Source organism: Dickeya undicola, assembly GCF_000784735.1.
Classification (GTDB): Bacteria; Pseudomonadota; Gammaproteobacteria; order Enterobacterales; family Enterobacteriaceae; genus Dickeya; species Dickeya undicola.
The window spans coordinates 26,258-48,005 of record NZ_JSYG01000026.1; the positions used below are offsets into that span (position 1 = coordinate 26,258).

Genomic DNA, 21,748 nt, shown 5'->3' on the forward strand with positions numbered 1-21,748 from the left:
TTGAGCTATTGTGTGGTTTGGCATTTACCCGCAGGGGCGGGTAGAATGCGCGGCGGAAATGATTTAACTCACTCATGCTTAACGACGGGATCACACCAGTGAACGGCTCAAACACCTCTTCGAATACCACGGTTACAGGCTCTCCGATAATTGTTGCGCTGGATTATGCCGATCAGCGTGCGGCCTATGACTTTGTTGATCGCATCGATCCGAAAGACTGTCGGTTGAAAGTCGGCAAAGAGATGTTCACTTTATTTGGGCCGCAACTGGTCAAAGATTTGCAACAACGCGGTTTTGAGGTGTTTCTTGATCTTAAATTCCACGATATTCCCAATACCACGGCCAGAGCCGTGGCCGCTGCGGCGGAGCTGGGGGTATGGATGGTCAATGTGCACGCCAGCGGCGGCGCACGTATGATGACGGCGGCGCGTGAAGCGCTGACGCCGTTCGGCAACGACGCGCCGTTGCTGATTGCGGTGACGGTGCTGACCAGCATGGATGACGCGGATCTCCAGGGGTTGGGCATCACCCTGTCTCCTGCCGAGCAGGCGGAGAAGCTAGCGCGGCTGACGCAGCAATGCGGTCTGGATGGTGTGGTCTGTTCCGCCCATGAAGCCGTGCGGTTGAAGCAAGTCTGCGGTGCCGATTTCCGACTGGTGACGCCCGGAATTCGCCCTGCGGGCAGCGATGCGGGTGATCAACGCCGTATCATGACACCGCAGCAGGCACAGCAGGCCGGGGTGGACTACATGGTGATTGGTCGCCCGATTACGCAGTCTGCTGAACCCGCTCAGACGCTGAAAACTATTCTGGCTTCGCTGGGAGGTCAATGATGCGTGACGACAACAGCCGTCTGGTGTATTCCACCGAAACCGGGCGTATTGATGAACCCGCTGTAAAAGCAGCTCGCCCTAAAGGTGACGGTATTGTCCGGATTCAGCGTCAGACCAGCGGGCGCAAGGGTAAAGGCGTGTGCCTGATTACCGGTATCGACCTGGATGATGCGGCGTTGGAAACGCTGGCGGCAGAATTGAAAAAGAAGTGTGGCTGCGGCGGCGCGCTGAAGGACGGCGTGATCGAAATCCAGGGCGACAAGCGCGATCAACTCAAACTGCTGCTGGAAGCCAAAGGGATGAAGGTCAAGCTGGCCGGAGGCTAAGTCATGCTGCGCCGCGATAGGCTGACTGAAGAGTGAAACAGAACAGGCTCCCTTGGGAGCCTGTTCTGTTTTCAGGGGGGAATTACTTGGTGGTCTGGTGACCGATGATGCCGCCTACCGCCGCGCCGCCAACGGTGCCGAGCGTGCTGCCGTTGGTCAGTACTGCGCCGCCGAGTGCACCGATGCCAGCACCGATAGCGGTATTACGCTGACGTTTATTCATACCGGCACAACCCGCCAGTGTGCTGACTATCACCATAGCCAGTACGGCTGCTGTAAATTTTTTATTGATTTGCATGGTTATTCTCCCGTTGTTCGTACCATGACCTGTGTAATCGCAGGCATGGAAAATCTTGTCGTAACCTGATGTCAGCTTATGACATCACCGTTACCTGCTGTGTGTTACCTGGCTGCCAGTATAATTACCGGTTGAGGGCGGAACAGGTGAAAAACTCTTAATTCACAGTGCACTGACGGTGTTTGCCCGTCTTTTGTCAAAAGCCCGTGTCGGCCCGATCCCTTTCCTGTGGTCCCAGCAGAACGCAGCCTGCTTTTCAGCCATTCAGCCCATACCTGCGCCGGTAGCCGGACGTGAGAATAAGGCAAATAACACAGGAGGGCGGATGATGTTGGAAGAACTGAAAATTCAGGTGCTTGAAGCCAATCTGGCTTTGCCCCGGCATCAGTTGGTGACCTTCACCTGGGGGAATGTCAGCGCGGTGGACCGCGAGCGTGGTCTGATGGTGATCAAACCCTCGGGCGTAGAGTACGACGTCATGACTGCGCAGGATATGGTGGTGGTAGAGTTGGAAACCGGCCGGGTGGTGGAGGGGCAGCGCAAACCGTCGTCTGATACCGATACCCATCGCGTGTTGTATCTGGCTTTTGCATCGCTGGGGGGGATTGTCCATACCCATTCCCGCCATGCCACTATCTGGGCGCAGGCCGGGAAAGATTTGCCACCGTGGGGCACGACTCACGCCGATTATTTTTATGGCTCGATCCCCTGTACCCGGTTGATGACCGAAGCAGAAATCAACGGTCGCTACGAGTGGGAAACCGGGCAGGTCATTGTAGATACCTTCCATGAGCGCGGCCTGTCGCCGCAGGATATCCCCGCTGTGTTGGTCAATGCACATGGCCCGTTTGCCTGGGGAGCCGATGCGCATAACGCGGTGCATAACGCGGTGGTGCTGGAAGAGATCGCTTACATGGGCATTTTCTCGCGCCAGTTAACCCCAGCGTTGGAGCCGATGCAGACAGCGTTGCTGGATAAACACTATCTGCGCAAGCACGGTAAGAACGCATACTACGGACAGTGAGCGTCTGAACGTTCGTCGGCGCACGGCGGCTGACGAACGTAACAATATTTTATTTTCACCTCGGTTGATGCGGTTTGGTCTATTCCGTCCTCTTTATCTTGGTTGGAATGAAATAATGATCTGTAAAAATAGAAACGTTGTTTTATATATTTGCAGGTGATCACTTTTATCCCCCGCTTAAACGTCTACTTTCAGCACTGAGAAGTGTATGGGCTGTGTCCCTCTGGCGTTATTTTCTTCGTCGTCGCGCTGACGATGCATGTGCATGGATGTGGCACAGCCCGGTCTTCGGGTGGGCTGAATGGGCGGTATCCGTCATGATGAGGGTCATGACGGGTGGCGTCTGTCTTGCTCATGGTTTTGTCTCTTTTCAGGCCATGAATCCTATGCATATCAAGCGTTCTATCGAAAAGATCCCTGGCGGCATGATGTTGGTGCCGTTGTTCCTCGGTGCGCTGTGCCATACCTTTGCGCCGGGGGCGGGTAAGTATTTCGGCTCCTTTACTAATGGGTTGATCAGCGGCACGGTGCCGATTCTGGCGGTGTGGTTCTTCTGTATGGGAGCCTCGATTCGTCTAAGTGCCACCGGCACGGTGCTGCGTAAATCCGGCACGTTGGTCGTCACGAAAATTGCCGTGGCCTGGGTGGTCGCGGCGGTTGCTTCGCGCATCCTGCCGGAACACGGGGTGGAAGCGGGATTTTTTGCCGGGTTGTCGACGCTGGCGTTAGTGGCGGCGATGGACATGACCAACGGCGGGTTGTATGCCTCTATCATGCAGCAGTACGGCACCAAAGAGGAGTCGGGCGCGTTCGTGCTGATGTCGCTGGAGTCCGGCCCGCTGATGACCATGGTGATTCTTGGCACCGCCGGTATTGCCTCGTTTGAGCCGCATGTGTTTGTTGGTGCGGTATTGCCGTTTCTGGTGGGGTTTGCGCTGGGGAACCTGGATCCGGAATTACGTGACTTTTTCAGCCGCGCGGTACAGACGTTGATCCCGTTCTTTGCCTTCGCGCTCGGTAATACCATCGATCTGAGTGTTATTGGTCAAACCGGGCTGCTGGGCGTATTGCTGGGCGTTGCGGTGATCATTATTACCGGCATTCCGCTGATAGTGGCGGACAAAGTACTGGGTGGTGGTGACGGTACTGCGGGTATTGCTGCATCCAGTTCGGCGGGGGCGGCGGTAGCCACGCCGGTACTGATTGCCGAAATGGTCCCGGCGTTTAAGTCCGCGGCACCCGCTGCTACTACCCTGGTGGCGACGTCAGTGATTGTCACTTCTGTTCTGGTGCCGATTATTACCGCGATGTGGTCAAAGCACGTCAAAGGCGGGGATGGCACGGTGCCGAAGGAGGATGCGGTGGAAGAGAAGGCGGAGCAACAGCAGGCGGCGCATCGTTAAATGCTCGTCACGCCTCCTCCTTCGCAAAAGAGGAGGCGTGAGACGCCCAGTGGGTATCACCGTGGGCGCAGGCGGTTGTCAGCCATTATGCGCCTCCTGACGCCATGCCGCCGAGGTTTCGTGCGCGGTGGGTTTATCGCTGTGTAGCGCCCGACGGATGGCGAAGAACGCGGCAACCAGCATGGTGACGGCGACCAGCATAAAGAAACCGCACAGAATGGCATTAATCTGGTTACTGAACACAATGGTCGCCATATCCTGCATGTTTTTCGCCGGGGCGATCAACGTACCGGATTCGATACCCGTAGAGAAACGTTTAGCCTGTGCCAGAAAACCGATACTGGGTTTTTCGTGGAAAATCTTCTGCCAGCCTGCGGTCATCGAGGTGATGAACAGCCAGGCGGTAGGCAGCATCGTTACCCAGGCGTAGCGCTGTTTCTTCATTTTAAACAGCACCACGGTGCCGAGGATCAGCGCCATGGAGGCCAGCATCTGGTTACCGATGCCGAACAGCGGCCACAGCGTATTGATGCCGCCCAGCGGGTCGATCACGCCCTGATAGACGAAAAATCCCCAGCCAGCCACCGCCACGGTGGTCCCGGACATATTGCCCAGCCAGGAGTGGCTCTTGCCCATGTTCGGCACCACCAACCCGGCTAAGTCTTGCACCATGAACCGGCAGGCACGAGTCCCGGCGTCCACGGCGGTCAGGATGAACAGTGCTTCAAACAGGATGGCAAAGTGATACCAAAACGCCATCATCGCCCGGCTGTTGAAGATTTCCGTGATGATATGCGCCATGCCGACGGCAAAGGTTGGTGCACCGCCCGCGCGGGACAGAATCGATGCTTCGCCCACGTCTTTGGCTATGTTACTCAGATCATTCGGCGTGATGACGAAACCCCACCCGCTGATCACCTGCGCCGCATTTTCCACTGTGGTGCCAATCAGCGCGGCTGGCGCGTTCATGGCGAAGTAGACACCGGGGTCGATCACGGAGGCGCAAATCAGCGCCATGATGGCGACGAAAGACTCCATCAGCATGGCACCATAACCGATAAAACGGATATGTGTTTCACGTTCGACCAGCTTGGGCGTAGTGCCGCTGGATACCAACGCGTGAAAACCGGAGATAGCACCGCAGGCGATGGTGATGAACAGGAACGGGAATAGGCTGCCGGAGAACACCGGCCCGCTGCCGTCGATAAAGCGTGAAACCGCAGGCATTCTCAGTTCAGGCATCGCAAACAGGATGCCAATCGCCAGCCCGACGATCACGCCGATCTTCAGGAACGTGGACAGGTAGTCACGCGGTGCCAGCAGTAGCCACACCGGCAGTACCGAGGCGACAAAGCCGTAAATCACCAACACCCAGGTTAGCGTGGTGCCTTTAAGGGTAAAGAACGGTCCCCAGTAGGGGTGCGCAGCGATGTCGCCACCGTAGACAATGGCCATCATCATCAGCACAAAACCGATCAGCGACACTTCGGCAATCTTGCCCGGCCGCAGGAAGCGCATATAGACGCCCATGAACAGCGCAATCGGGATGGTAGTGGCGATCGTGAACATCCCCCACGGGCTGTTGGTCAACGCTTTAACCACCACCAGCGCCAGCGCCGAGAGGATGATGATCATCACGCCCAGCGCACCCAGCATGGTCACCACCCCGGCGAAGGAGCCCAATTCCTGACGTGCCATTTCACCCAGGGAGCGACCGTCACGCCGGGTGGAGATAAACAGCACCAGAAAGTCCTGTACCGCACCGGCCAGCATGACGCCAATCAAAATCCACAATGTTCCTGGCAAAAAGCCCATCTGTGCGGCCAGAATCGGCCCCACCAGCGGCCCAGCACCGGCGATGGCGGCAAAATGGTGACCGAACAACACCCATTTGTTGGTCGGGACATAATCCAGCCCGTCGTTATGGCGCTCGGCGGGGGTGAGGCGGCGGTCATCCAGTTCAAACACCCGCTGCGCAATAAATAGGCTGTAGAAGCGGTAAGCAATGCTGTAGCAGGCAACAGCTGCGATCACCAGCCAGACAGCATTCACAGGCTCACCCCGATTCAGGGCCAGCATGGCGAACGCCACGGCACCCACTATGGCTACAGCAATCCAGATCGACATGCTTTTAATGGTTTTCATCTCACTGACTCCTGACTGGTTGTCATTCCCGACCGTCGGCAAATGCTGACAGTCCTTCACGGTGTCGCCTTGTGGCGAAACGGGTAACGCGAGACATCTAAAGCACCGGGTCGCGCAGACGCCGGAAAACCGATAAGCACAGTAATATCAATGAATAACGTGTAGTAATTACTGCCATTCATCAATAAATACCCTGCACCAATAAACAATAGTGCAGCGGCTGGGTTGCATCGCCAGAACAAGATAAAAATGTGAACAAAGCTATATTTTTGTTATGAAAAAGGTTTTCATCGACTTTAGCGGTGGAAGCACCGTCGAAACAGGGCATGAAATAGGGTGTCGGTACAGATTAAATCACAGGATGTCAGGGGACGGTGTGGGAACGGGTGAGGATGAACATGCCCGGCGAGAGCCGGGCGGGGGAGATCAGGGCAGCTTGTTACCGGCCGCACGGTAGATTTCGTACCACGCTTCGCGGCTGATACGCAGGTCGGAAGCGGTAGCGATATCTTGCAGGCGATGTGGGTCCATCGTGCCGACAATCACCTGCATACTGGCCGGGTGACGCAGAATCCAGGCTGCGGCGAGGGCGGTGGTGGACACACCGTGCTGACCGGCAATATGGCTCAGTGTGGTGTTCAGTTGCGGAAACTTGTCGTTATCTACAAACACACCGTCAAAAAAACCGTACTGGAACGGTGACCACGCCTGAATCGTCATCCCCTGCAACCGGCTGTATTCCAGCACCATGCCGTCGTGGTGGAGTGATGGTGCGTGGGTCATATTGACGTTTAAACCGGCATCGATCATCGGTGTATGCATGATGCTGAGTTGCAACTGGTTGGCGAGCAGCGGCTGGCGTACCGCAGTCTTTAGCAATTCAACCTGCAACGGATGCTGGTTGCTGACGCCAAAATGGCGCACCTTACCGCTGGCTTCCAGTTCGTCAAACGCGGCGGCGACTTCGTCCGGCTCGCACAAGGTATCCGGGCGATGCAGCAGCAAGGTATCAAGATAATCGGTATTCAGGCGTTTTAGGCTACCTTCGACGGCGGCAATAATATGCGCTTTAGAAAAATCAAAAAAGCCGGGGCGGATGCCGCATTTGCTTTGTATCAGCAGTCGGTCACGGGCGATACCGGCCTGGCGCACGGCGATGGCAAACACCTCTTCGGAACGGCCGCCGCCGTAGATATCGGCATGGTCAAAGAAATTGATCCCGGCGTCGAGCGCTGTCTGCAATAGCGTTACTGCGTCCTGCTGCGTTTTGCCCGCCAGCCGCATACAGCCCAGCGCAATGTTTGGGACCGACAGGGTACTTTTTCCCAGTGTGATGCTTTTCATGTTCACATCTCCGTTATGTCGCTATGTCTTGTAGGGGGTGGGGCGGCGGTCGAGCCAACGATCAATAATAAAAAAAACGCCACCCGAGTGGATGGCGTAGAACTGGCGTGAATCAGGCCGCCGGTTTGGCGATGATGCTGCGGGTTTCGAGCCGCACCTCGGTCAGCATCACCGTCAGGGTGTCGCTCTGACGGTAGACCGGTTCGCCTTTCACCGTGACGATGCCGGTGTCCTGACTGCACACCAGCTCGTCGCGCACCGCGTGAATGAACGAGGCGGGAATAAAGGCGGTGGCGCCATTATCCAGCAACCGCACACGCAGACCGCCGCGATTAACGTCGATAATTTCGGCGTTAAAACGTGCGTCGGTGCCTGCTTTATCTTTCAGGAAGCGCGCGTAGAGCCAGTCGCTGACATCACGTTCCGCCATTCGGTTGAGGCGGCGGCGCTCGGCCAGTTGCAGCGTCACGTCATCCTGCGGTTTTTCCGCCGCAGTCTGCGTGATGATCGCTTTCAGCAGCCGGTGGTTGACCATATCGCCGTATTTACGGATCGGTGAGGTCCAGGTGGCGTAAGCCTCCAGGCCCAGACCGAAGTGCGGACCAGGTGTCGTACTGATTTCCGCAAAGGTCTGGAAACGGCGAATACGGCTGTCGAGGAACTGGGTCGGCTGGGCATCCAGCTCGCGGCGCAGAATACAGAAGCCGTCCAGCGTCAGCAGTTGCTGGGCATCGGCCTGAATACCGTTGCTTTCCAGTACCGCCACCGCTTGATCGATGCTGACCGGGTCGAAACCGTTGTGGACGTTGTAGATGCCAAAGCCCAGTTTGTCGCGCAAGACCTGTGCCGCGCAGACGTTGGCGGCGATCATCGCTTCTTCCACGATACGGTTGGCGATACGACGCGGTTCGGTGACGATATCCAACACTTCACCGTTTTCACCCAGCAGGAAACGGTAGTCTGGGCGGTCGCGGAACACCAGCGCGTGGGTGGTGCGCCAGGCGCTCCGGGCCTGACATACGCGATGCAGCAGGCGAATCTGGTCGGCGATATTCTCGCTTTCCGGCTGCCAGTCGCCTTGTTGCTCCAGCCAGTCGGACACCTCGTCGTACACCAGTTTGGCACGTGACTCGATCCAGGCGGCAAAGAAGCGAATCTGGCTCAGCGCGCCGTCGGCAGCGACGGTCATACGGCAAGCCAGCACCGGGCGACGTTCGTGCGGGCGCAGCGAGCAGATGTCGTCCGACAGGTGGCGCGGCAGCATCGGAATATTGAAGCCGGGCAGATAGTTGGTGAAGGCGCGCTGACGGGCGATGGCGTCCAGCTCGCTGTTGGCGCGCACGTAGGCGGTCGGGTCGGCGATGGCCACGGTCATGTCCAGCGTGCCGTCGCCGTTGTCCTGCACATATAGCGCGTCATCCATATCTTCGGTGCTGGCGCTGTCGATGGTGACAAAATCCAGCCCGGTCAGGTCTTCGCGTTCAAGCTGACCGTCGTCGAGATCGGCCGCGTCCGCGTCCGGCGCGACGCGCTCCAGATTATGACGCGACAGCGTCACCCACCAGGGTGCCAGCGGGTCATCACCGGTAGTAATGTACTGTGTCAGATCGGCAAAAAAGCCACGGTCGCCTTTCAGCGGGTGGCGGCGCATTTCCGCTACCGCCCAGTCGCCTTCCTTGAAATCCTGCTCAACACCGCGCGCAGGGCGGCAGGGAATGGCGTCTTTCAGCAGCGGATGGTCTGGCACGATGGACAGACGATCGTCTTTTTTCTGCACCCGACCGACAAAACGGCTCAGGAACGGCTCCACCAGTGTTTCCGGCTCGGCGATTTCGCGCTCTTTCTCGGTATGCAGCGCGGCGATGATACGGTCGCCGTGCATCACTTTTTTCATGTACGGCGGCGGGATGAAATAGCTCTTCTGCGCGTCGGCTTCAAGAAAACCAAATCCTTTGTCGGTGGCTTTGACGATGCCTTCCGCTCGTGGCGTCTGAGAGTGGAGTTGCTGTTTAAGCTGCGCAAGCAGCGGATTGTCTTGAAACATAGCGTCCAGAATTGCGGTTAATAGTGGCTTTAGCGGCAGACAGTTTTACGCGAATCGGCCGCTGGCGGCAAGCGTTGCTGCTATGAACAGCTTGTACAATGCCGACGTGTTTGAACTGCGTCGCGGGGTAGGTAGGTGGGTTATTCGCTGTTGTTGGAAGGACGATATCTTCCGATAACAAATACCGACGCCAGCCCGATTAAATCAAGCGTGATTAACGTACCGGCAAACACCATTTCGCCCTTCCAGGCAAAAAAAGTCGCGATCGCCAGAATAGTCATGGTAATGGTGAATGCCATCCACTGCCCGCGTTTGTCCCTGCTTATCTCACCGTCGAGGCCTTTTTCTGTGATTTGATGGCGATGCGCTTGCTCCCGCTCGCTCTTTGCCATGATCCTTTCAGCGCCGTTGGGCACGATACCATCGTACTCTTTCAGCATTTCTGGAGGGGGAAGCGGTCCGCGAAAAAATGTGGATGAAACAATGGCTTGAATCTGTGGCCTGGCAAGCAAGCGCTCAAGGAATACCGGGTTTTCAATCAGCGTAGACTCGACCTTTTCGGCAAGCGCCTGTGCTTCTTCATTTTCCCTGCTCTGTGTGTCAGCGTTTTGCAATCCCTGACGCAATTCCTTTTTTTTCTTCCGTATGCATTCATCGCTACTCTTAGGTCGTCACCTATGGCCTGAAAATCGCTAGCCATTCTATCAGCATCGCTTTTCTTGCTGATGTCTGCCAGATAGTCTGTCGCTGGCATCAGATCTAAAATGCTGCCGGCGGCGCGAAGATACCTGCGGGTTGCCTTCAACATGGTTTATCTCCTTGGGACCAACAATGATTAAACCCTTTCTTTGTTAATCTTACTTGAGTATGGCGTGGTTGCAAATAACGGCGAAACAATCTGTTTTTTGTGGTCGCGTGCAATGAGTTATGGATGGGTAAGGCAAAGGCCGGGTGCGACAAGAACACACCCGGCCCGGTGTATCAGGCAATGCGTTGCAGCGTGGTCGTTTCACTGGGCGTAATACGTACCGGCACCGATTTGGAGGTCGGCGTGAACGTACCTTCGCCGTAGCTGGACAGCGGCACCAGCGGGTTGGTTTCCGGGTAGTAGGCCGCCAGATTGCCGCGTGGGATATCGTAGCTGACCAGCCGGAAACCGAGGACTTTACGCTCGATATGGTCATGCCATAGGGTTTCGATATCTACCCGGTCGCCGTCCTGCAATCCCAGTGCGGCAATGTCTTCCGGGTGCATGAACAGCACGTCACGCTGGCCGTACACGCCACGGTAACGGTCATCCAGTCCATAAATGGTGGTGTTGTACTGGTCGTGGGAGCGCAAGGTTTGCAGCGTGAACGGTGCAGGCGTGTCACCGGAAACGGGCACCACGCTGTCCGGCAGCGGTGCCGCGCTGAAACGCGCATTGCTGGTGGTGGTGTTGAAACGATACGCCGCCGCTGCGTTGCCAAGCCAGAATCCACCCGGTTCAGCACAACGTTGATTGAAGTCGGTAAAGCCCGGCAGGGTGGCGGCGATATGATCGCGGATCAGGTTATAGTCGGCGGCCAGCGCCAGCCAATCGAGCCGGTCATGCCCCAAAACCGCGTGGGCGATACCGGCAACGATGGCGGTTTCCGAGCGCTGCTGATCCGACAGCGGTGGGCTGATCCCTTCCGAGGCATGAACCATGCTGAACGAATCTTCAACGGTGACAAACTGCGGGCCGCTGGCCTGCATGTCCCGCTCGGTGCGGCCGAGTGTCGGCAGAATCAGTGTATCTTGCTGCGCGGTAATCAGGTGGCTGCGGTTGAGTTTGGTGCTGATGTGCACCGTCAGGCCGCAACGGCTTAGTGCCTGTGCGGTGCGGTCGGTATCCGGCGCGGCGGCGGCCAGGTTGCCACCGAGCGCGATCAAGACCCGGATTTCATCTCGCAGCATCGCTTCCAACGCCTGCACGGTGTTGTGGCCGTGGCCACGCGGCGGAGTAAAGCCGAAGTGGCGCGCCAGACTGTCGAGCAGTGCGTTAGTGGGTTTTTCATCGATCCCCATCGTGCGGTTGCCCTGCACGTTGCTGTGACCGCGTACCGGGCACAGCCCCGCGCCCGGTTTGCCGATCTGCCCGAACAACAGTTGTAGATTGACGATTTCCCGCACCGTTGCGACGGAATGCCGGTGTTGGGTAATGCCCATCGCCCAGGTGCAGATCACCCGTTCAGACTGCTGATAAATACCGGCGACGTAGCGGATCTGGGCTTCGCTCAGCCCGGACTGCTGCACGATTTTATCCCACGAAGTGGCGTCCACCTGTTGCAGGTACGCTGCCACACCGTCGGTGTGCTGGTCGATGAACGTCTGATCGAACAGCCCGGTTTCGCCCGCGGCCAGCCGCTGGCGATGGGTTTCCAGCAGCGCTTTCACCATGCCGCGTACCGCCGCCATGTCGCCGCCCAGGTGGGGTTGCAGGTAGGTTTCGCTGATGGTGCCGGACAACGGCGTCAGCAGTTCCAGCGGGTTCTGCGGGTTGGCGAAACGTTCCAGACCGCGCTCGCGCAAGGTGTTAAACGCCACGATATGCGCACCGCGATCAGCGGCATGACGCAGGCTGTGCAGCATTCGCGGGTGGTTGGTGCCAGGGTTCTGGCCGAACACGAAAATGGCGTCGGCGTGTTCGAAATCCTGTAGTCGCACCGTGCCCTTACCGACGCCGATGCTCTGTTTCAGGCCGGTGCCGCTGGCTTCATGGCACATGTTGGAGCAGTCGGGGAAATTGTTGGTGCCGACCAGTCGGCCGAACAACTGATACAAATAAGAGGCTTCATTACTGGCGCGGCCGGAGGTGTAGAGTTCCATCTGGTCCGGGTGGTCCAGTTCGCTGATATGGCGGGCGATCAGCGCGAACGCGTCATCCCAGTCAATCGGCACGTAGTGGTCGCTGTCTCGGTCGTAGCGCAGCGGGTGGGTCAACCGGCCCTGATACTCAAGAAAATAGTCGCTCTGGCGGCGCAATGTGCTGACGCTGTGTTCGGCGAAGAAGTCTGGCCCGGCGGCTTTGCGGGTGGCTTCCCAACTGACCGCTTTAGCACCGTTTTCACAGAAGCTAAAGGTGCTGCTGTTGTCGTCGCCCCAGGCACAGCCGGGACAGTCGAATCCTTTGCTTTTATTGACTCGCATCAAATTGCGGATGTTTTTTAGCGCCTGTTTGCTGTCCAGAACAAAACGGGTGGTGGCTTCGAGAGAGCCCCAGCCGCCAGCAGCGGCGCGGTATGGCTTGATGGAGGATTTGAATTTCATGATTCGCTACGCAGGTGATGATGTTTTAGGTATGTAAAAAAATCTTTAAAACTTTGCTTGCTAACGAAGAGTGTAGGCGGCGAGCGGTATGGCGTCTAATCAAAGGGAGTGATAGTGGGATAGAGGCGGTTTATCACGGTAGCAACCTCTGAGGTAGATGCGCGGTGGTATACTGACCCGGCCCGCAATGTTGGAGAACCTGATGGACATCAAGCAACTTATCTATTTGTGCAATCTGGAAAAAGAGCGCCATTTTGGTCGGGCGGCCGAAGCCAGCTTTGTCAGCCAGCCGACGCTGTCGATGCGGTTGAAGAATCTGGAGCGGGAGCTGGGGCTGTCGCTTATCAATCGGGGCAACAACTTCGAGGGGTTTACCGCCGAAGGTGAGCGGGTGCTGGCCTGGGCGCGGGAAATGGTGTCGGTGTATCAGGGGTTACGGTTGGAGGTGGCGTCGCTCGCGCGCGGCACCAGTGGGTTGTTGCGTATTGGCGCGGTGCCGCAATGCAGCATGGCGCTGCCCGAATTACTGGCGGCGGTCAGCCGCACTTACCCGGAGATGGACTATCAGGTATCGCTATTTAGCGCTGACCAGTTGCTGGAGGCGCTGACTGCGCACACCGTCGATGTCGGGATCGGTTTCTTCGAGCTGACTACGCTGCGTGAGCTGCATTTTCAGGCGTCGTCGCTGGCGGAGCAGGGCGTATCGCTGCTGTATCATCCACGCCATTTTCCCGCATTGCAGGGCGACAGTCCGTTGACGCTGGCGGATCTTGCCCATGTTCCGCTGTGTCTGGCTGAACCCAGCCGTTATTTCCGCCGCTATCTGGACAGTCAGTTCCGTGAGGCAGTAATTACACCGCGAGTTCGGGTGGAAAGTGCGTCGGTACTGCAATTGATTCAAAGTGTGTTCGTCGGGCTGGGATGCGGCGTTGTGCCCAATGGCAGCCTGTTGCCGACGATGACGCCGGAACTGGCCTGGCGACCGCTGGCGTTGGCACCGATGCCGCGTCATGGTGCCGTGGTCATTGCCGAGGCTGGGCGCGCCACTATGCTGGCGCAGCATTTCTTTGAGGCTGCGCAGCAATGGCTGATGGACCGCTAACGTCACGGCAGCGATTGGTGAGTGACTGAAGAAGAGATGTGACTGAGAAAGGCAAGACGAGTAACGGCGGAAAGTACCGCAAACCAGCAGGGAGACAGGCGGGATTTACCGTGTGGCTGGGTGCAACTCTGTGCCGGGCTGCTGTCCGGCACAGAATGACGAGATTAATCGTCCAGTTCCAGCTCGTTCATCGCGGCGATGCTGAAGCCGCCGTCAACGTGCAGAACTTCGCCGGAGATACCGGCAGCCAGGTCAGAACACATGAAGGCGGCGGCGTTGCCCACGTCTTCAATGGTGACCACGCGACGGATCGGGGTGACCGCTTCGCAGTGAGACAGCATCTTCTTGAAGTTCTTGATGCCAGACGCCGCCAGTGTACGGATCGGACCGGCGGAAACGGCATTGACGCGTACACCATCGCGGCCCATGGCGTTAGCCATGTAGCGCACGTTGGCTTCCAGCGACGCTTTCGCCAGGCCCATCACGTTGTAGTTCGGAATGGCGCGCTCGGCACCCAGATAGGACAGGGTCATCAGCGCGGCGTTCGGGTTCAGCATATTGCGGCAGGCTTTCGCCATCGCGACAAAGCTGTAAGCACTGATGTCGTGTGCAATGGCGAAACCTTCGCGGGTGACGGCGTTTACGTAGTCGCCGTCCAACTGGTCACCCGGTGCATAAGCGATGGAGTGTACGAAGCCGTCAAACTTCGGCCAGACTTTCGCCAGCTCGGCAAACAGGGCGTCAATGCTGGCGTCTTCCGCCACATCACAGGGTAAAACGATGCTTGAACCAAACTCTTTGGCAAACTCTTCCACACGCGGTTTCAGTTTGTCATTCTGGTAGGTGAACGCCAGCTCTGCGCCTTCGCGGTGCATCGCCTGGGCGATACCGTATGCAATGGAGCGGTTGCTGGCAACGCCGGTTACCAGAATGCGCTTACCGTTAAGAAAACCCATGGCAGTATCCTTGTGATCATTGTTGCTGCGATCATCGTTAATAAAAATAATTATTTACCATGATCGGTGTGAGTAAACCGGGCGATTCTAGCATGTATGGTGTCTAAAGAAGTACTCCAACCACTTATCCTGCTGTTTTCGCCCGACAACTCAGACATGGATGCTGTCACGACGCCAGGCGTCGGCGCTGAGTGCTTCGCCAAAGTGACTGGTGATCAACCGTTTGGTCAGGTCGTGCAGCGGCGAAGCCAGCACATCGGCGGTGCTGCCACGCTCGACCACTTCGCCTGCCTGCATTACCAGAATCTGGTCGCTGATGTGTTTCATCATGCCCAGATGCTGGGTGACATAAATATAGGAAATACCGTGTTTTTCTTGCAGTTCCAGCATCAGGTTGATGATCTGTGAACGCACCGACATATCCAGCGACCCCAGCACTTCATCTGCCACGATCACTTTGGGCTGTAGGATCAACGCCCGCGCCAGCCCGATACGTTGTTTCTGACCGGGTGCCAGCGCGTGTGGGTAATAGGTGGCGTGATCGGCGCGCAGGCCGACCTGCCGTAGCGCCAGGTTAATGGCTTTTTCACGCTCCTGCGGCGTCAGGTCGGTATTGAGCCGCAGCGGCAATTCCAGTAACTGACCGATGCGCTGACGCGGGTTGAGCGAGTTGGCCGAATCCTGAAAGATCATACGAATGCGCTGGCTACGGTAGTTATAGTCACCGTATTGCAACGGATGATCGTCGATCACCAGTTCGCCGGAGGTCGGTGGGATCACGCCGGTCAGCATTTTGGCCAACGTAGATTTACCCGAGCCATTTTCGCCGATGATCGCCAGCGTTTGCCGCTCCCGCAGCGTAAAACTCACCGATTTCACCGCTTCGACGTGCTGACGGCGGAACCAGCCGGTGCGGTAGCGGAAGGTTTTGGTGAGGTTACGGGCTTCCAGCAGGGTTTCCACCATCAGGATTCCTCCATGTTGAGCGGGAAGTGACAGGCGTACCAGTGCGTTTTCACCGGGATAAGCGGCGGGGCTGTCATGCACTCTTTTTGTGAATAAGGGCAGCGTGGCCCCAGACGACAACCCACCGGCAGGTGTTCCAGCGACGGAATGGCCCCCGGCAGCGCGTTAAGGCGGCTTTTGTGCGGCAGCGAGCAGCCGAAGTCCGGCATGGCGCGAATCAGCGCCTGGGTGTAGGGATGATGCGGTGCACTGATCAGCTCATCGCTGACGGCGCTTTCCACCGTTTGGCCGCAGTACAACACGTTAATACGGTCCGCCCATTTGCTCATGGTCTGCAAGTCGTGACTGATCAGCAAAATGGTGGTGTTGTTGTTCTGATTGAGCCGGGCGAGCAGGCGGAAAATCTGCGCCTGCGTGGTGGCTTCCATCGCGTTGGTCGGTTCGTCGGCGATCAGCAACCTGGGCTGATTGGCGAGCGCGATGGCGATCATCACCTTCTGGCATTCCCCTTCGGTCAACTCGTAGGGGTAACTGCGCATGATGTCTTTGTGATCCTTGATACCAACGCGGTGCAGCAGCTCGATGGCACGGCGCTTGCGCCAGTTGAAACGCTGCCACCAGCGGCCTTTGTAAGTCCAGCCGGGAATGGATTGAATCAACTGACGGCCGACGCGGGCGGAAGGATCCAGACAGGACTGTGGCTCCTGAAAGATCATCGACATGTTGTGCCGCACCAGTTTGCGCCGCTGATGGGGAGTGAGTTGCAGCATGTCCACGTCATCGAAACGAAAACGGTCGGCGGTGATGCGCCAGTTTTCCTTATTGATGCCGCAGATAGCCTTGGCGATCAGGCTCTTGCCGGAGCCAGATTCCCCCACCAGTCCGCGAATTTCTCCCTCGTTGAGGCTGATGCTGACGCGATCCACCGCTTTCACCGGGCCGTCCGGCGTGAGGAATTCAATGGTCAGATTACGAATTTCCAGTAATGCCATGGTGTTGTTCCGTCACTATTCGGTTTGAGCAAGCAGGGCGCGGCGAATGCCATCCCCCAGCAGGTTGACGACAAGCACGCTGAGCGTGATGGCCGCGCCGGGCAGCATCACCGTCCAGGGCGCGGCGTAGACCAGTTCCAGCGAATTACCCAGCAACACGCCCCATTCGGTGGTGGGTAACTGCGCACCCAGATTGAGAAAGCCGAGCGCGACGATATCTAAAATGGCGATGGAAAGCGCACGGGTCACTTCGCTGACCAGCAGCGGCAGGATATTGGGCAATACCGCATACCAGATAATGTAGCGCGTGGAGGCTCCGTCCAGCCGGGCGGCGGTCACATACTCTTTTTCCAGCTCGTCATGCACCGCGGTATAAATGGTGCGTACCATGCGCGGTAGCAGCGCCATCCACACCGCCAGCATGGTGTGCGTCAACTGCGGGCCGATAAAAGCGATCACCACCATCGCCAACAGCAGCGAAGGTATCGACAACAGCGGGTCAAGAATGTGGTTCAGCACCGCGGAACGCAGGCCGTGGGTCACCCCGGCCAGCAGACCGAGTAGAATGCCGACCAGCATCGCCGCCAGCGTGACCAACAGCGCAGAGCCAAACGTCGGTGCCGTGCCGCTTAGCAGTCGGCTCATCAGGTCACGCCCCAGATCGTCGGTGCCGAGAAAAAACGACACTTCGCCGTAGCGTGACCAGGAGGGTGGCAGCAACTGATAACCAAGAAACTGCTGATCTACCGCGTAGGGTGCCAGCGTATTGCCAAACAGGCACAGCCCCAACAGCAGCAGAAACCCGTAGAACCCGACCATCGCCATTCGGTCCTGACGGAATACATTCCAGGTGTCGTGCCAGCGGCTGGGAAGCGCCTTCTCGCTGTAGATGTTATCGGAGTGCATACCATTCCTTATGTTTCAGCGGATTTGTCATGGCGCCCCAGATGTCGGACAGCACGTTGATGGTGATCACCAGCGCGCCGACCACCATCACCCCGGCGGAGATCGCCGCAAAGTCTTGCTGGCGAATGGCGTTGACCAGCCAGCGGCCGATGCCCGGCCAGTTAAAGACCACTTCGGTGATCATTTCTAACGTCAGCATGGTCGAAAATTGCAAACCCAACTGCGGAATGATCGGCGGCAGGGCGTTGTGCAGCAGGTGGCGGCGAATCACGGTGGAGCGCGGCAGCCCACGGATAACCGCCGCCTTGATGTAATTTTGGGTGCCAACCTCGGTGGTGCTGATGCGCATCAGTCGGATGACTTCGGTAGTGGGGCCGACCGACAACACCAGCACCGGCAGAATCAGGTGCTGGATAGCGCTGGCGATCATCTCCTCCCGGTAGGGCGAGGTGGATAGCCAGGCATCGATCAACGCGAAACCTGTTACCTGTTGTACCGGATAGAGCAAGTCGAAACGGCCGGACACGGGGAGCCAGCCCAGATACAGCGAAAAGAACAACGTCATTAACAAGGCCAGCCAGAACACCGGCAACGAAAAGCCCAGCAGCGCCAGCGCGCTGATAATTCGATCGGCGGTCTTGTGTTGAAGTACACCGGTGGTGATACCCAGTGGAATACCCACCAACAGCGACAGCGAAAACGCCAGCAAACAAAGCTCGATAGTGGCGGGTAGCACTTCCCGTAGCTGTTCGCTAATCGGCTGCCCGTTGGTGCTGGAGACGCCGAAATCCCCTTGCAGCAGGCTAGTGAAATAAAAGCGGTAGGCATCGAGCAGCGCCGCGCCGTTGAGCGGTGCATGTGGGGTGTAATACATCAGGCTGAAGCCTATCAGCGACAGCAGAAAGAGTGTGACCAGCAGCAGCAACAAGCGACGAAGTGTAAAGATAATCACGGCTGTTCTCCCTGGATCGGTGCGCTGGAGGACGGGTCCACGGCAGGGTCATCCGGTTTTTGCTCATTTTTCCCCTCACTGCCATCATCACGATAGACACCAGCGAAGGACGCGTTACCAAACGGGCTAAGCACCAATCCTTTCATGTCGTAGCGGTAGGCTTGCATCCGCAATGACGACGCCAGCGGCAGCACCGGCAACTGTTCGGCCAGGATGTGGTGCGCCACCCGATAGTACTCCATGCGTCGGGATAATTGCTGGGAAGAGAGCGCATCCTGTAGCACCTGATCAAAACCAGGGTCACACCAGTGGGCGTAATTGGTCTGGGAGCGGATGGCGGCGCAACTCAGCAGCGGCCGAAATACGCTGTCTGGATCGTTACTGTCGGTGGCCCAGCCTGCCAGCGTCAGGTCATGATTCATCTCCATCAGGCGCGCTTCCTGAAAGCGGCCTTCCACCGGAACGATATTCACCCGAACGCCAACCTGCGCCAGGTCAGCCTGAATCAGCTCGGCGGTTTTTACCGGGCTGGGGTTATAGGACTGAGAAGCACTGGGCACCCACAGTTGCAGTTGCAGGTTGGTGATCCCCAGTTCTTTCAACTGCTGGCGCGATTTCTCCGGATTGTATTCGGTGACCTGCGCTTCGTTGTCGTAAGCCCAGGAGGCGCGCGGCAGGATCGACGCGGCAGTTTCTGCGGTGCCGTAGTAGATCGACTGCATCAGACGGTCGTTATTGATAGCCAGTGCGATGGCGTGGCGCACGCGAGAATCATCCAGCGGCGGTTTACGCACGTTGAACGCCAGATACGCGACGTTCATCCCCGGTCGTAGCGACAATCTCAGCCGCGGGTCGTTGCGCAGAATGCTCAACTGACTGGCCGCCGGGTAGGCCAGCACATCGCACTCGCCGGTCAACAGTTTCGACAGACGGCCGGTGCCGCCGGAACCGAGGTCGACCACCACCTGTTCCATACGCGGCCGACCGCGCCAGTAATCGTCGTTGCGTTTCAGCCGCACATATTGCCCGTAGCGATACTGTTCCAGCCGATAAGGACCGGTGCCCACGGGCTGGCGGTCAAGCAGTTCACGCCGGTCTTGCTGGGTCAGCTGTTGTGCGTACTCCGCCGACAGAATGGGCGCATAGTGAGTCGCCAGGTGCCACAGGAACGAGGCATCGGGGCTGTGCAGGCGGATCTCGATACTGTAATCACCCAGTTTGCGGATGCTCTGCACGTTGTCTGCCAGTTGCAGACTGTCGAAATAGGGGTAGTCGCCGCCGTTGATGTCGTGAAACGGGTGTTTTTTGTCCAGCATACGCTGGAAACTAAACAGCACGTCGTCGGCGTTCATCATGCGGGTGGGGGTAAACCAGTTGGTGTGCTGAAATGGCACATCCCGGCGCAAGGTAAATCGGTAAGTGGAACCATTGTCGGCGACTTCCCAATGCTGTGCCAGCTCCGGCATCAGCCGGTAGGTGTAGGGGTCGACACCCAACAGGCGGTCATAGAGCTGGGCTGCTAACGTATCCACCATCAACCCACTACGGGCCATCTGGGGGTTAAACGTGCTGAGCACATCATTGACGCAATAAACAAAACCGCTGTGGCGGATAGCTTGCGCCGACGGCGGAGCCGCGGGTGGCGTTTGTGCCAGAACTGGCAGCGCCAGCCAGGCCAGCATCAGTGCGAGAGTGTGTTTTCCGGACATACGGTGTTTTTTCAGGCAATCGGCAATATACAGAGTGTACCGCACTCTGCCATTCCGCCCAATTTCTTACGTTTATCTGCCGGTTTTTTCAGCAAACTGATGGGGTTGTCGGCAGGGGGGGCCGCTAATTTACTCACGGCATCGTCGGTGTCGTGAAAGTCATTAATGTTATGTTATAACATAACCATTGTGATATTATGTGTGGCTGAGTAGCGGTCATCCCATTTCGAGCCGTAGATCAATCATTTCTGAGCAGGAGCACGCGTATGCAACCTTTACCCGTCACGGTATTGTCCGGCTTTCTTGGTGCCGGTAAGACCACGGTGCTGAACCATATTCTCAATAATCGTCAGGGGCGTCGTGTCGCGGTGATCGTCAATGACATGAGCGAGGTGAATATCGATGCCGATTTGGTCAGCCAGGAAGTGACGCTCGATCACCGCCAGGAAAAACTGGTGTCGATGAGCAACGGCTGCATTTGCTGCACCTTGCGGGAAGATTTGCTGGTGGCGGTGCGCGAACTGGCCCGCACCGGCCGCTACGATTATCTGCTGATCGAGTCCAGCGGTATTTCCGAACCGCTACCGGTGGCGGAGACGTTTACCTTTGAAGACGAGCAGGGGCAGTGCCTGTCAGATTTTGCCCGGCTGGATACCATGGTCACGGTGGTCGATGGTGCGGCTTTCCTGTCGCAGTATCAGGCGGCGGAAAGCCTGCAATCGGTGGGGCAGAGCCTCGGCGAGGAGGATATCCGCAGCGTGACCGACCTGTTGATCGAACAGATTGAGTTTTGCGATGTGTTGCTGGTGAGCAAGACCGATGAAATGACCGATAGCCAGCGCGATGAAGTGGTAGCGATTCTGCACACGCTGAACCCGTCGGCACGAATCCTGCCGATTGCGCACGGTCAGGTGCCGCTGGACGAGGTGCTCAATACCGGGCGTTTCGATATGCAAACCGCCGCCACGGCACCGGGTTGGTTGCAGGAACTACGCGGCACCCATACACCGGAAACCGAACATTACGGCATCGGCAACTTTGTATATCAGGCACGGCGGCCGTTTCATCCGCAGCGTTTCTATGACTTTCTGAGTCAGGATGAATGGGGGCCGGGTCGTCTGCTGCGTTCCAAAGGGTTCTTCTGGCTGGCGACCCGCCCGTTTCAGGCTGGTTCCTGGCATCAGGCCGGAGGCATTTTGCGCTACGGGCTGGCGGGGATGTTCTGGAAGGCGATTCCGCCGGAGCGCTGGCCGCAGGATGAAGAAACGCGTGCGGCGATTGACGATAAATGGCAAGAGCCGTTTGGCGATATGCGACAGGAGATTGTGTTTATCGGCCAGCATCTGGACCCGGCGTGGATCACCGCGCAGTTGGATGGCTGCCTGCTAACCGATAATGAATTGCTGGACGGCGTGGACAACTGGCTGGAGTTCGACGACCCGTTTGAGGCGTGGTAA

Annotated in this window: 18 protein-coding genes; 6 read left to right on the top strand and 12 right to left on the bottom strand. The window is 57.6% G+C overall.

From position 1 onward, the window contains the following. Window positions 1–74 precede the first annotated feature (74 nt). Together pyrF and yciH are read left to right on the top strand one after the other, a co-directional pair. A complete protein-coding gene (pyrF, locus tag OB87_RS13045; RefSeq protein ID WP_050515713.1) occupies window positions 75–833 on the top strand; it encodes an orotidine-5'-phosphate decarboxylase in 759 nt (252 codons plus the stop codon). Further along, window positions 833–1,159: a stress response translation initiation inhibitor YciH gene (gene yciH / locus OB87_RS13050; protein ID WP_033569901.1), complete on the top strand. Its 327-nt coding sequence runs from the start codon at window positions 833–835 to the stop codon at window positions 1,157–1,159. Before pyrF ends, yciH begins: the two co-directional genes overlap by 1 nt. 82 nt (window positions 1,160–1,241) lie before the next feature. On the opposite strand, the gene osmB is transcribed toward yciH, so the two are convergent. After that, the gene (gene osmB / locus OB87_RS13055; protein WP_033569858.1) at window positions 1,242–1,457 is read right to left on the bottom strand and encodes an osmotically-inducible lipoprotein OsmB; all 216 of its coding nucleotides are present in this window, start codon (window positions 1,455–1,457) and stop codon (window positions 1,242–1,244) included. A 328-nt stretch (window positions 1,458–1,785) separates the two neighbouring features. On the opposite strand from osmB, the gene araD reads away from it, so the two are divergent. Together araD and kdgT are read left to right on the top strand one after the other, a co-directional pair. After that, a complete protein-coding gene (gene araD / locus OB87_RS13060; RefSeq protein WP_033569902.1) occupies window positions 1,786–2,481 on the top strand; it encodes an L-ribulose-5-phosphate 4-epimerase in 696 nt (231 codons plus the stop codon). A 386-nt stretch (window positions 2,482–2,867) separates the two neighbouring features. After that, entirely contained in the window at window positions 2,868–3,884 is a 1,017-nt protein-coding gene (gene kdgT / locus OB87_RS13065; protein WP_033569859.1) for a 2-keto-3-deoxygluconate transporter, read from the top strand. A 78-nt stretch (window positions 3,885–3,962) separates the two neighbouring features. Here kdgT and OB87_RS13070 read toward each other — a convergent pair whose 3' ends face one another. From OB87_RS13070 to OB87_RS13090, 5 genes are all read right to left on the bottom strand, one after another. After that, a complete protein-coding gene (locus tag OB87_RS13070) occupies window positions 3,963–6,029 on the bottom strand; it encodes a carbon starvation CstA family protein (protein ID WP_033569860.1) in 2,067 nt (688 codons plus the stop codon). 426 nt (window positions 6,030–6,455) lie between these two features. Beyond that, window positions 6,456–7,373 (bottom strand): aldo/keto reductase, encoded by a 918-nt coding sequence (locus tag OB87_RS13075; RefSeq protein ID WP_033569861.1) that lies wholly within the window; start codon window positions 7,371–7,373, stop codon window positions 6,456–6,458. A 112-nt stretch (window positions 7,374–7,485) separates the two neighbouring features. After that, complete coding sequence (locus OB87_RS13080) at window positions 7,486–9,417, bottom strand: exoribonuclease II (protein ID WP_033569862.1); 1,932 nt, start codon at window positions 9,415–9,417, stop codon at window positions 7,486–7,488. A 140-nt stretch (window positions 9,418–9,557) separates the two neighbouring features. After that, on the bottom strand, window positions 9,558–10,031 hold the full coding sequence (locus OB87_RS13085; protein WP_033569863.1) for a DUF2335 domain-containing protein: 474 nt from the start codon (window positions 10,029–10,031) through the stop codon (window positions 9,558–9,560). 367 nt (window positions 10,032–10,398) lie between these two features. Continuing rightward, a complete protein-coding gene (locus tag OB87_RS13090; protein WP_033569864.1) occupies window positions 10,399–12,708 on the bottom strand; it encodes an FdhF/YdeP family oxidoreductase in 2,310 nt (769 codons plus the stop codon). A gap of 202 nt (window positions 12,709–12,910) precedes the next feature. Between OB87_RS13090 and OB87_RS13095 the strand changes: the two genes are divergently transcribed. Next, window positions 12,911–13,810 carry a LysR family transcriptional regulator gene (locus OB87_RS13095; protein ID WP_033569903.1) on the top strand — a complete coding sequence of 300 codons (900 nt, stop codon included), beginning with the start codon at window positions 12,911–12,913 and terminating at the stop codon, window positions 13,808–13,810. A gap of 164 nt (window positions 13,811–13,974) precedes the next feature. On the opposite strand, the gene fabI is transcribed toward OB87_RS13095, so the two are convergent. The 6 genes from fabI to sapA all read right to left on the bottom strand — a co-directional run bounded on the left by fabI (window position 13,975) and on the right by sapA (window position 20,291). Continuing rightward, window positions 13,975–14,766 carry an enoyl-ACP reductase FabI gene (fabI, locus tag OB87_RS13100; protein ID WP_033569865.1) on the bottom strand — a complete coding sequence of 264 codons (792 nt, stop codon included), beginning with the start codon at window positions 14,764–14,766 and terminating at the stop codon, window positions 13,975–13,977. 150 nt (window positions 14,767–14,916) lie between these two features. Next, complete coding sequence (gene sapF / locus OB87_RS13105) at window positions 14,917–15,732, bottom strand: putrescine export ABC transporter ATP-binding protein SapF (RefSeq protein ID WP_033569866.1); 816 nt, start codon at window positions 15,730–15,732, stop codon at window positions 14,917–14,919. Beyond that, the gene (gene sapD, locus OB87_RS13110; RefSeq protein WP_033569867.1) at window positions 15,732–16,724 is read right to left on the bottom strand and encodes a putrescine export ABC transporter ATP-binding protein SapD; all 993 of its coding nucleotides are present in this window, start codon (window positions 16,722–16,724) and stop codon (window positions 15,732–15,734) included. The genes sapF and sapD overlap by 1 nt, the downstream gene beginning before the upstream one ends. Before the next feature lie 15 nt (window positions 16,725–16,739). Then, on the bottom strand, window positions 16,740–17,630 hold the full coding sequence (gene sapC, locus OB87_RS13115) for a putrescine export ABC transporter permease SapC (protein WP_033569868.1): 891 nt from the start codon (window positions 17,628–17,630) through the stop codon (window positions 16,740–16,742). After that, window positions 17,617–18,582, bottom strand: coding sequence for a putrescine export ABC transporter permease SapB (gene sapB, locus OB87_RS13120; protein ID WP_033569869.1), 966 nt, complete (start codon window positions 18,580–18,582; stop codon window positions 17,617–17,619). Before sapB ends, sapC begins: the two co-directional genes overlap by 14 nt. After that, window positions 18,579–20,291, bottom strand: a complete 1,713-nt coding sequence (sapA, locus tag OB87_RS13125; RefSeq protein WP_033569904.1) for an ABC transporter substrate-binding protein SapA — start codon at window positions 20,289–20,291, stop codon at window positions 18,579–18,581. Before sapA ends, sapB begins: the two co-directional genes overlap by 4 nt. A gap of 266 nt (window positions 20,292–20,557) precedes the next feature. Here sapA and zigA point away from each other — a divergent pair, with 266 nt between their 5' ends. Then, on the top strand, window positions 20,558–21,748 hold the full coding sequence (zigA, locus tag OB87_RS13130; protein ID WP_033569870.1) for a zinc metallochaperone GTPase ZigA: 1,191 nt from the start codon (window positions 20,558–20,560) through the stop codon (window positions 21,746–21,748).

Bases quoted from the DNA above. Each gene is read 5' to 3' on its own strand.
- fabI (WP_033569865.1), bottom strand. From the start codon at position 14,766: ATGGGTTTTCTTAACGGTAAGCGCATTCTGGTAACCGGCGTTGCCAGC.
- OB87_RS13075 (WP_033569861.1), bottom strand. From the start codon at position 7,373: ATGAAAAGCATCACACTGGGAAAAAGTACCCTGTCGGTCCCAAACATT.
- araD (WP_033569902.1), top strand. From the start codon at position 1,786: ATGTTGGAAGAACTGAAAATTCAGGTGCTTGAAGCCAATCTGGCTTTG.
- OB87_RS13090 (WP_033569864.1), bottom strand. From the start codon at position 12,708: ATGAAATTCAAATCCTCCATCAAGCCATACCGCGCCGCTGCTGGCGGC.
- pyrF (WP_050515713.1), top strand. From the start codon at position 75: ATGCTTAACGACGGGATCACACCAGTGAACGGCTCAAACACCTCTTCG.
- kdgT (WP_033569859.1), top strand. From the start codon at position 2,868: ATGCATATCAAGCGTTCTATCGAAAAGATCCCTGGCGGCATGATGTTG.
- sapA (WP_033569904.1), bottom strand. From the start codon at position 20,291: ATGTCCGGAAAACACACTCTCGCACTGATGCTGGCCTGGCTGGCGCTG.
- osmB (WP_033569858.1), bottom strand. From the start codon at position 1,457: ATGCAAATCAATAAAAAATTTACAGCAGCCGTACTGGCTATGGTGATA.
- sapC (WP_033569868.1), bottom strand. From the start codon at position 17,630: ATGCACTCCGATAACATCTACAGCGAGAAGGCGCTTCCCAGCCGCTGG.
- zigA (WP_033569870.1), top strand. From the start codon at position 20,558: ATGCAACCTTTACCCGTCACGGTATTGTCCGGCTTTCTTGGTGCCGGT.
- OB87_RS13080 (WP_033569862.1), bottom strand. From the start codon at position 9,417: ATGTTTCAAGACAATCCGCTGCTTGCGCAGCTTAAACAGCAACTCCAC.
- OB87_RS13070 (WP_033569860.1), bottom strand. From the start codon at position 6,029: ATGAAAACCATTAAAAGCATGTCGATCTGGATTGCTGTAGCCATAGTG.
- sapF (WP_033569866.1), bottom strand. From the start codon at position 15,732: ATGGTGGAAACCCTGCTGGAAGCCCGTAACCTCACCAAAACCTTCCGC.
- OB87_RS13095 (WP_033569903.1), top strand. From the start codon at position 12,911: ATGGACATCAAGCAACTTATCTATTTGTGCAATCTGGAAAAAGAGCGC.
- yciH (WP_033569901.1), top strand. From the start codon at position 833: ATGCGTGACGACAACAGCCGTCTGGTGTATTCCACCGAAACCGGGCGT.
- sapD (WP_033569867.1), bottom strand. From the start codon at position 16,724: ATGGCATTACTGGAAATTCGTAATCTGACCATTGAATTCCTCACGCCG.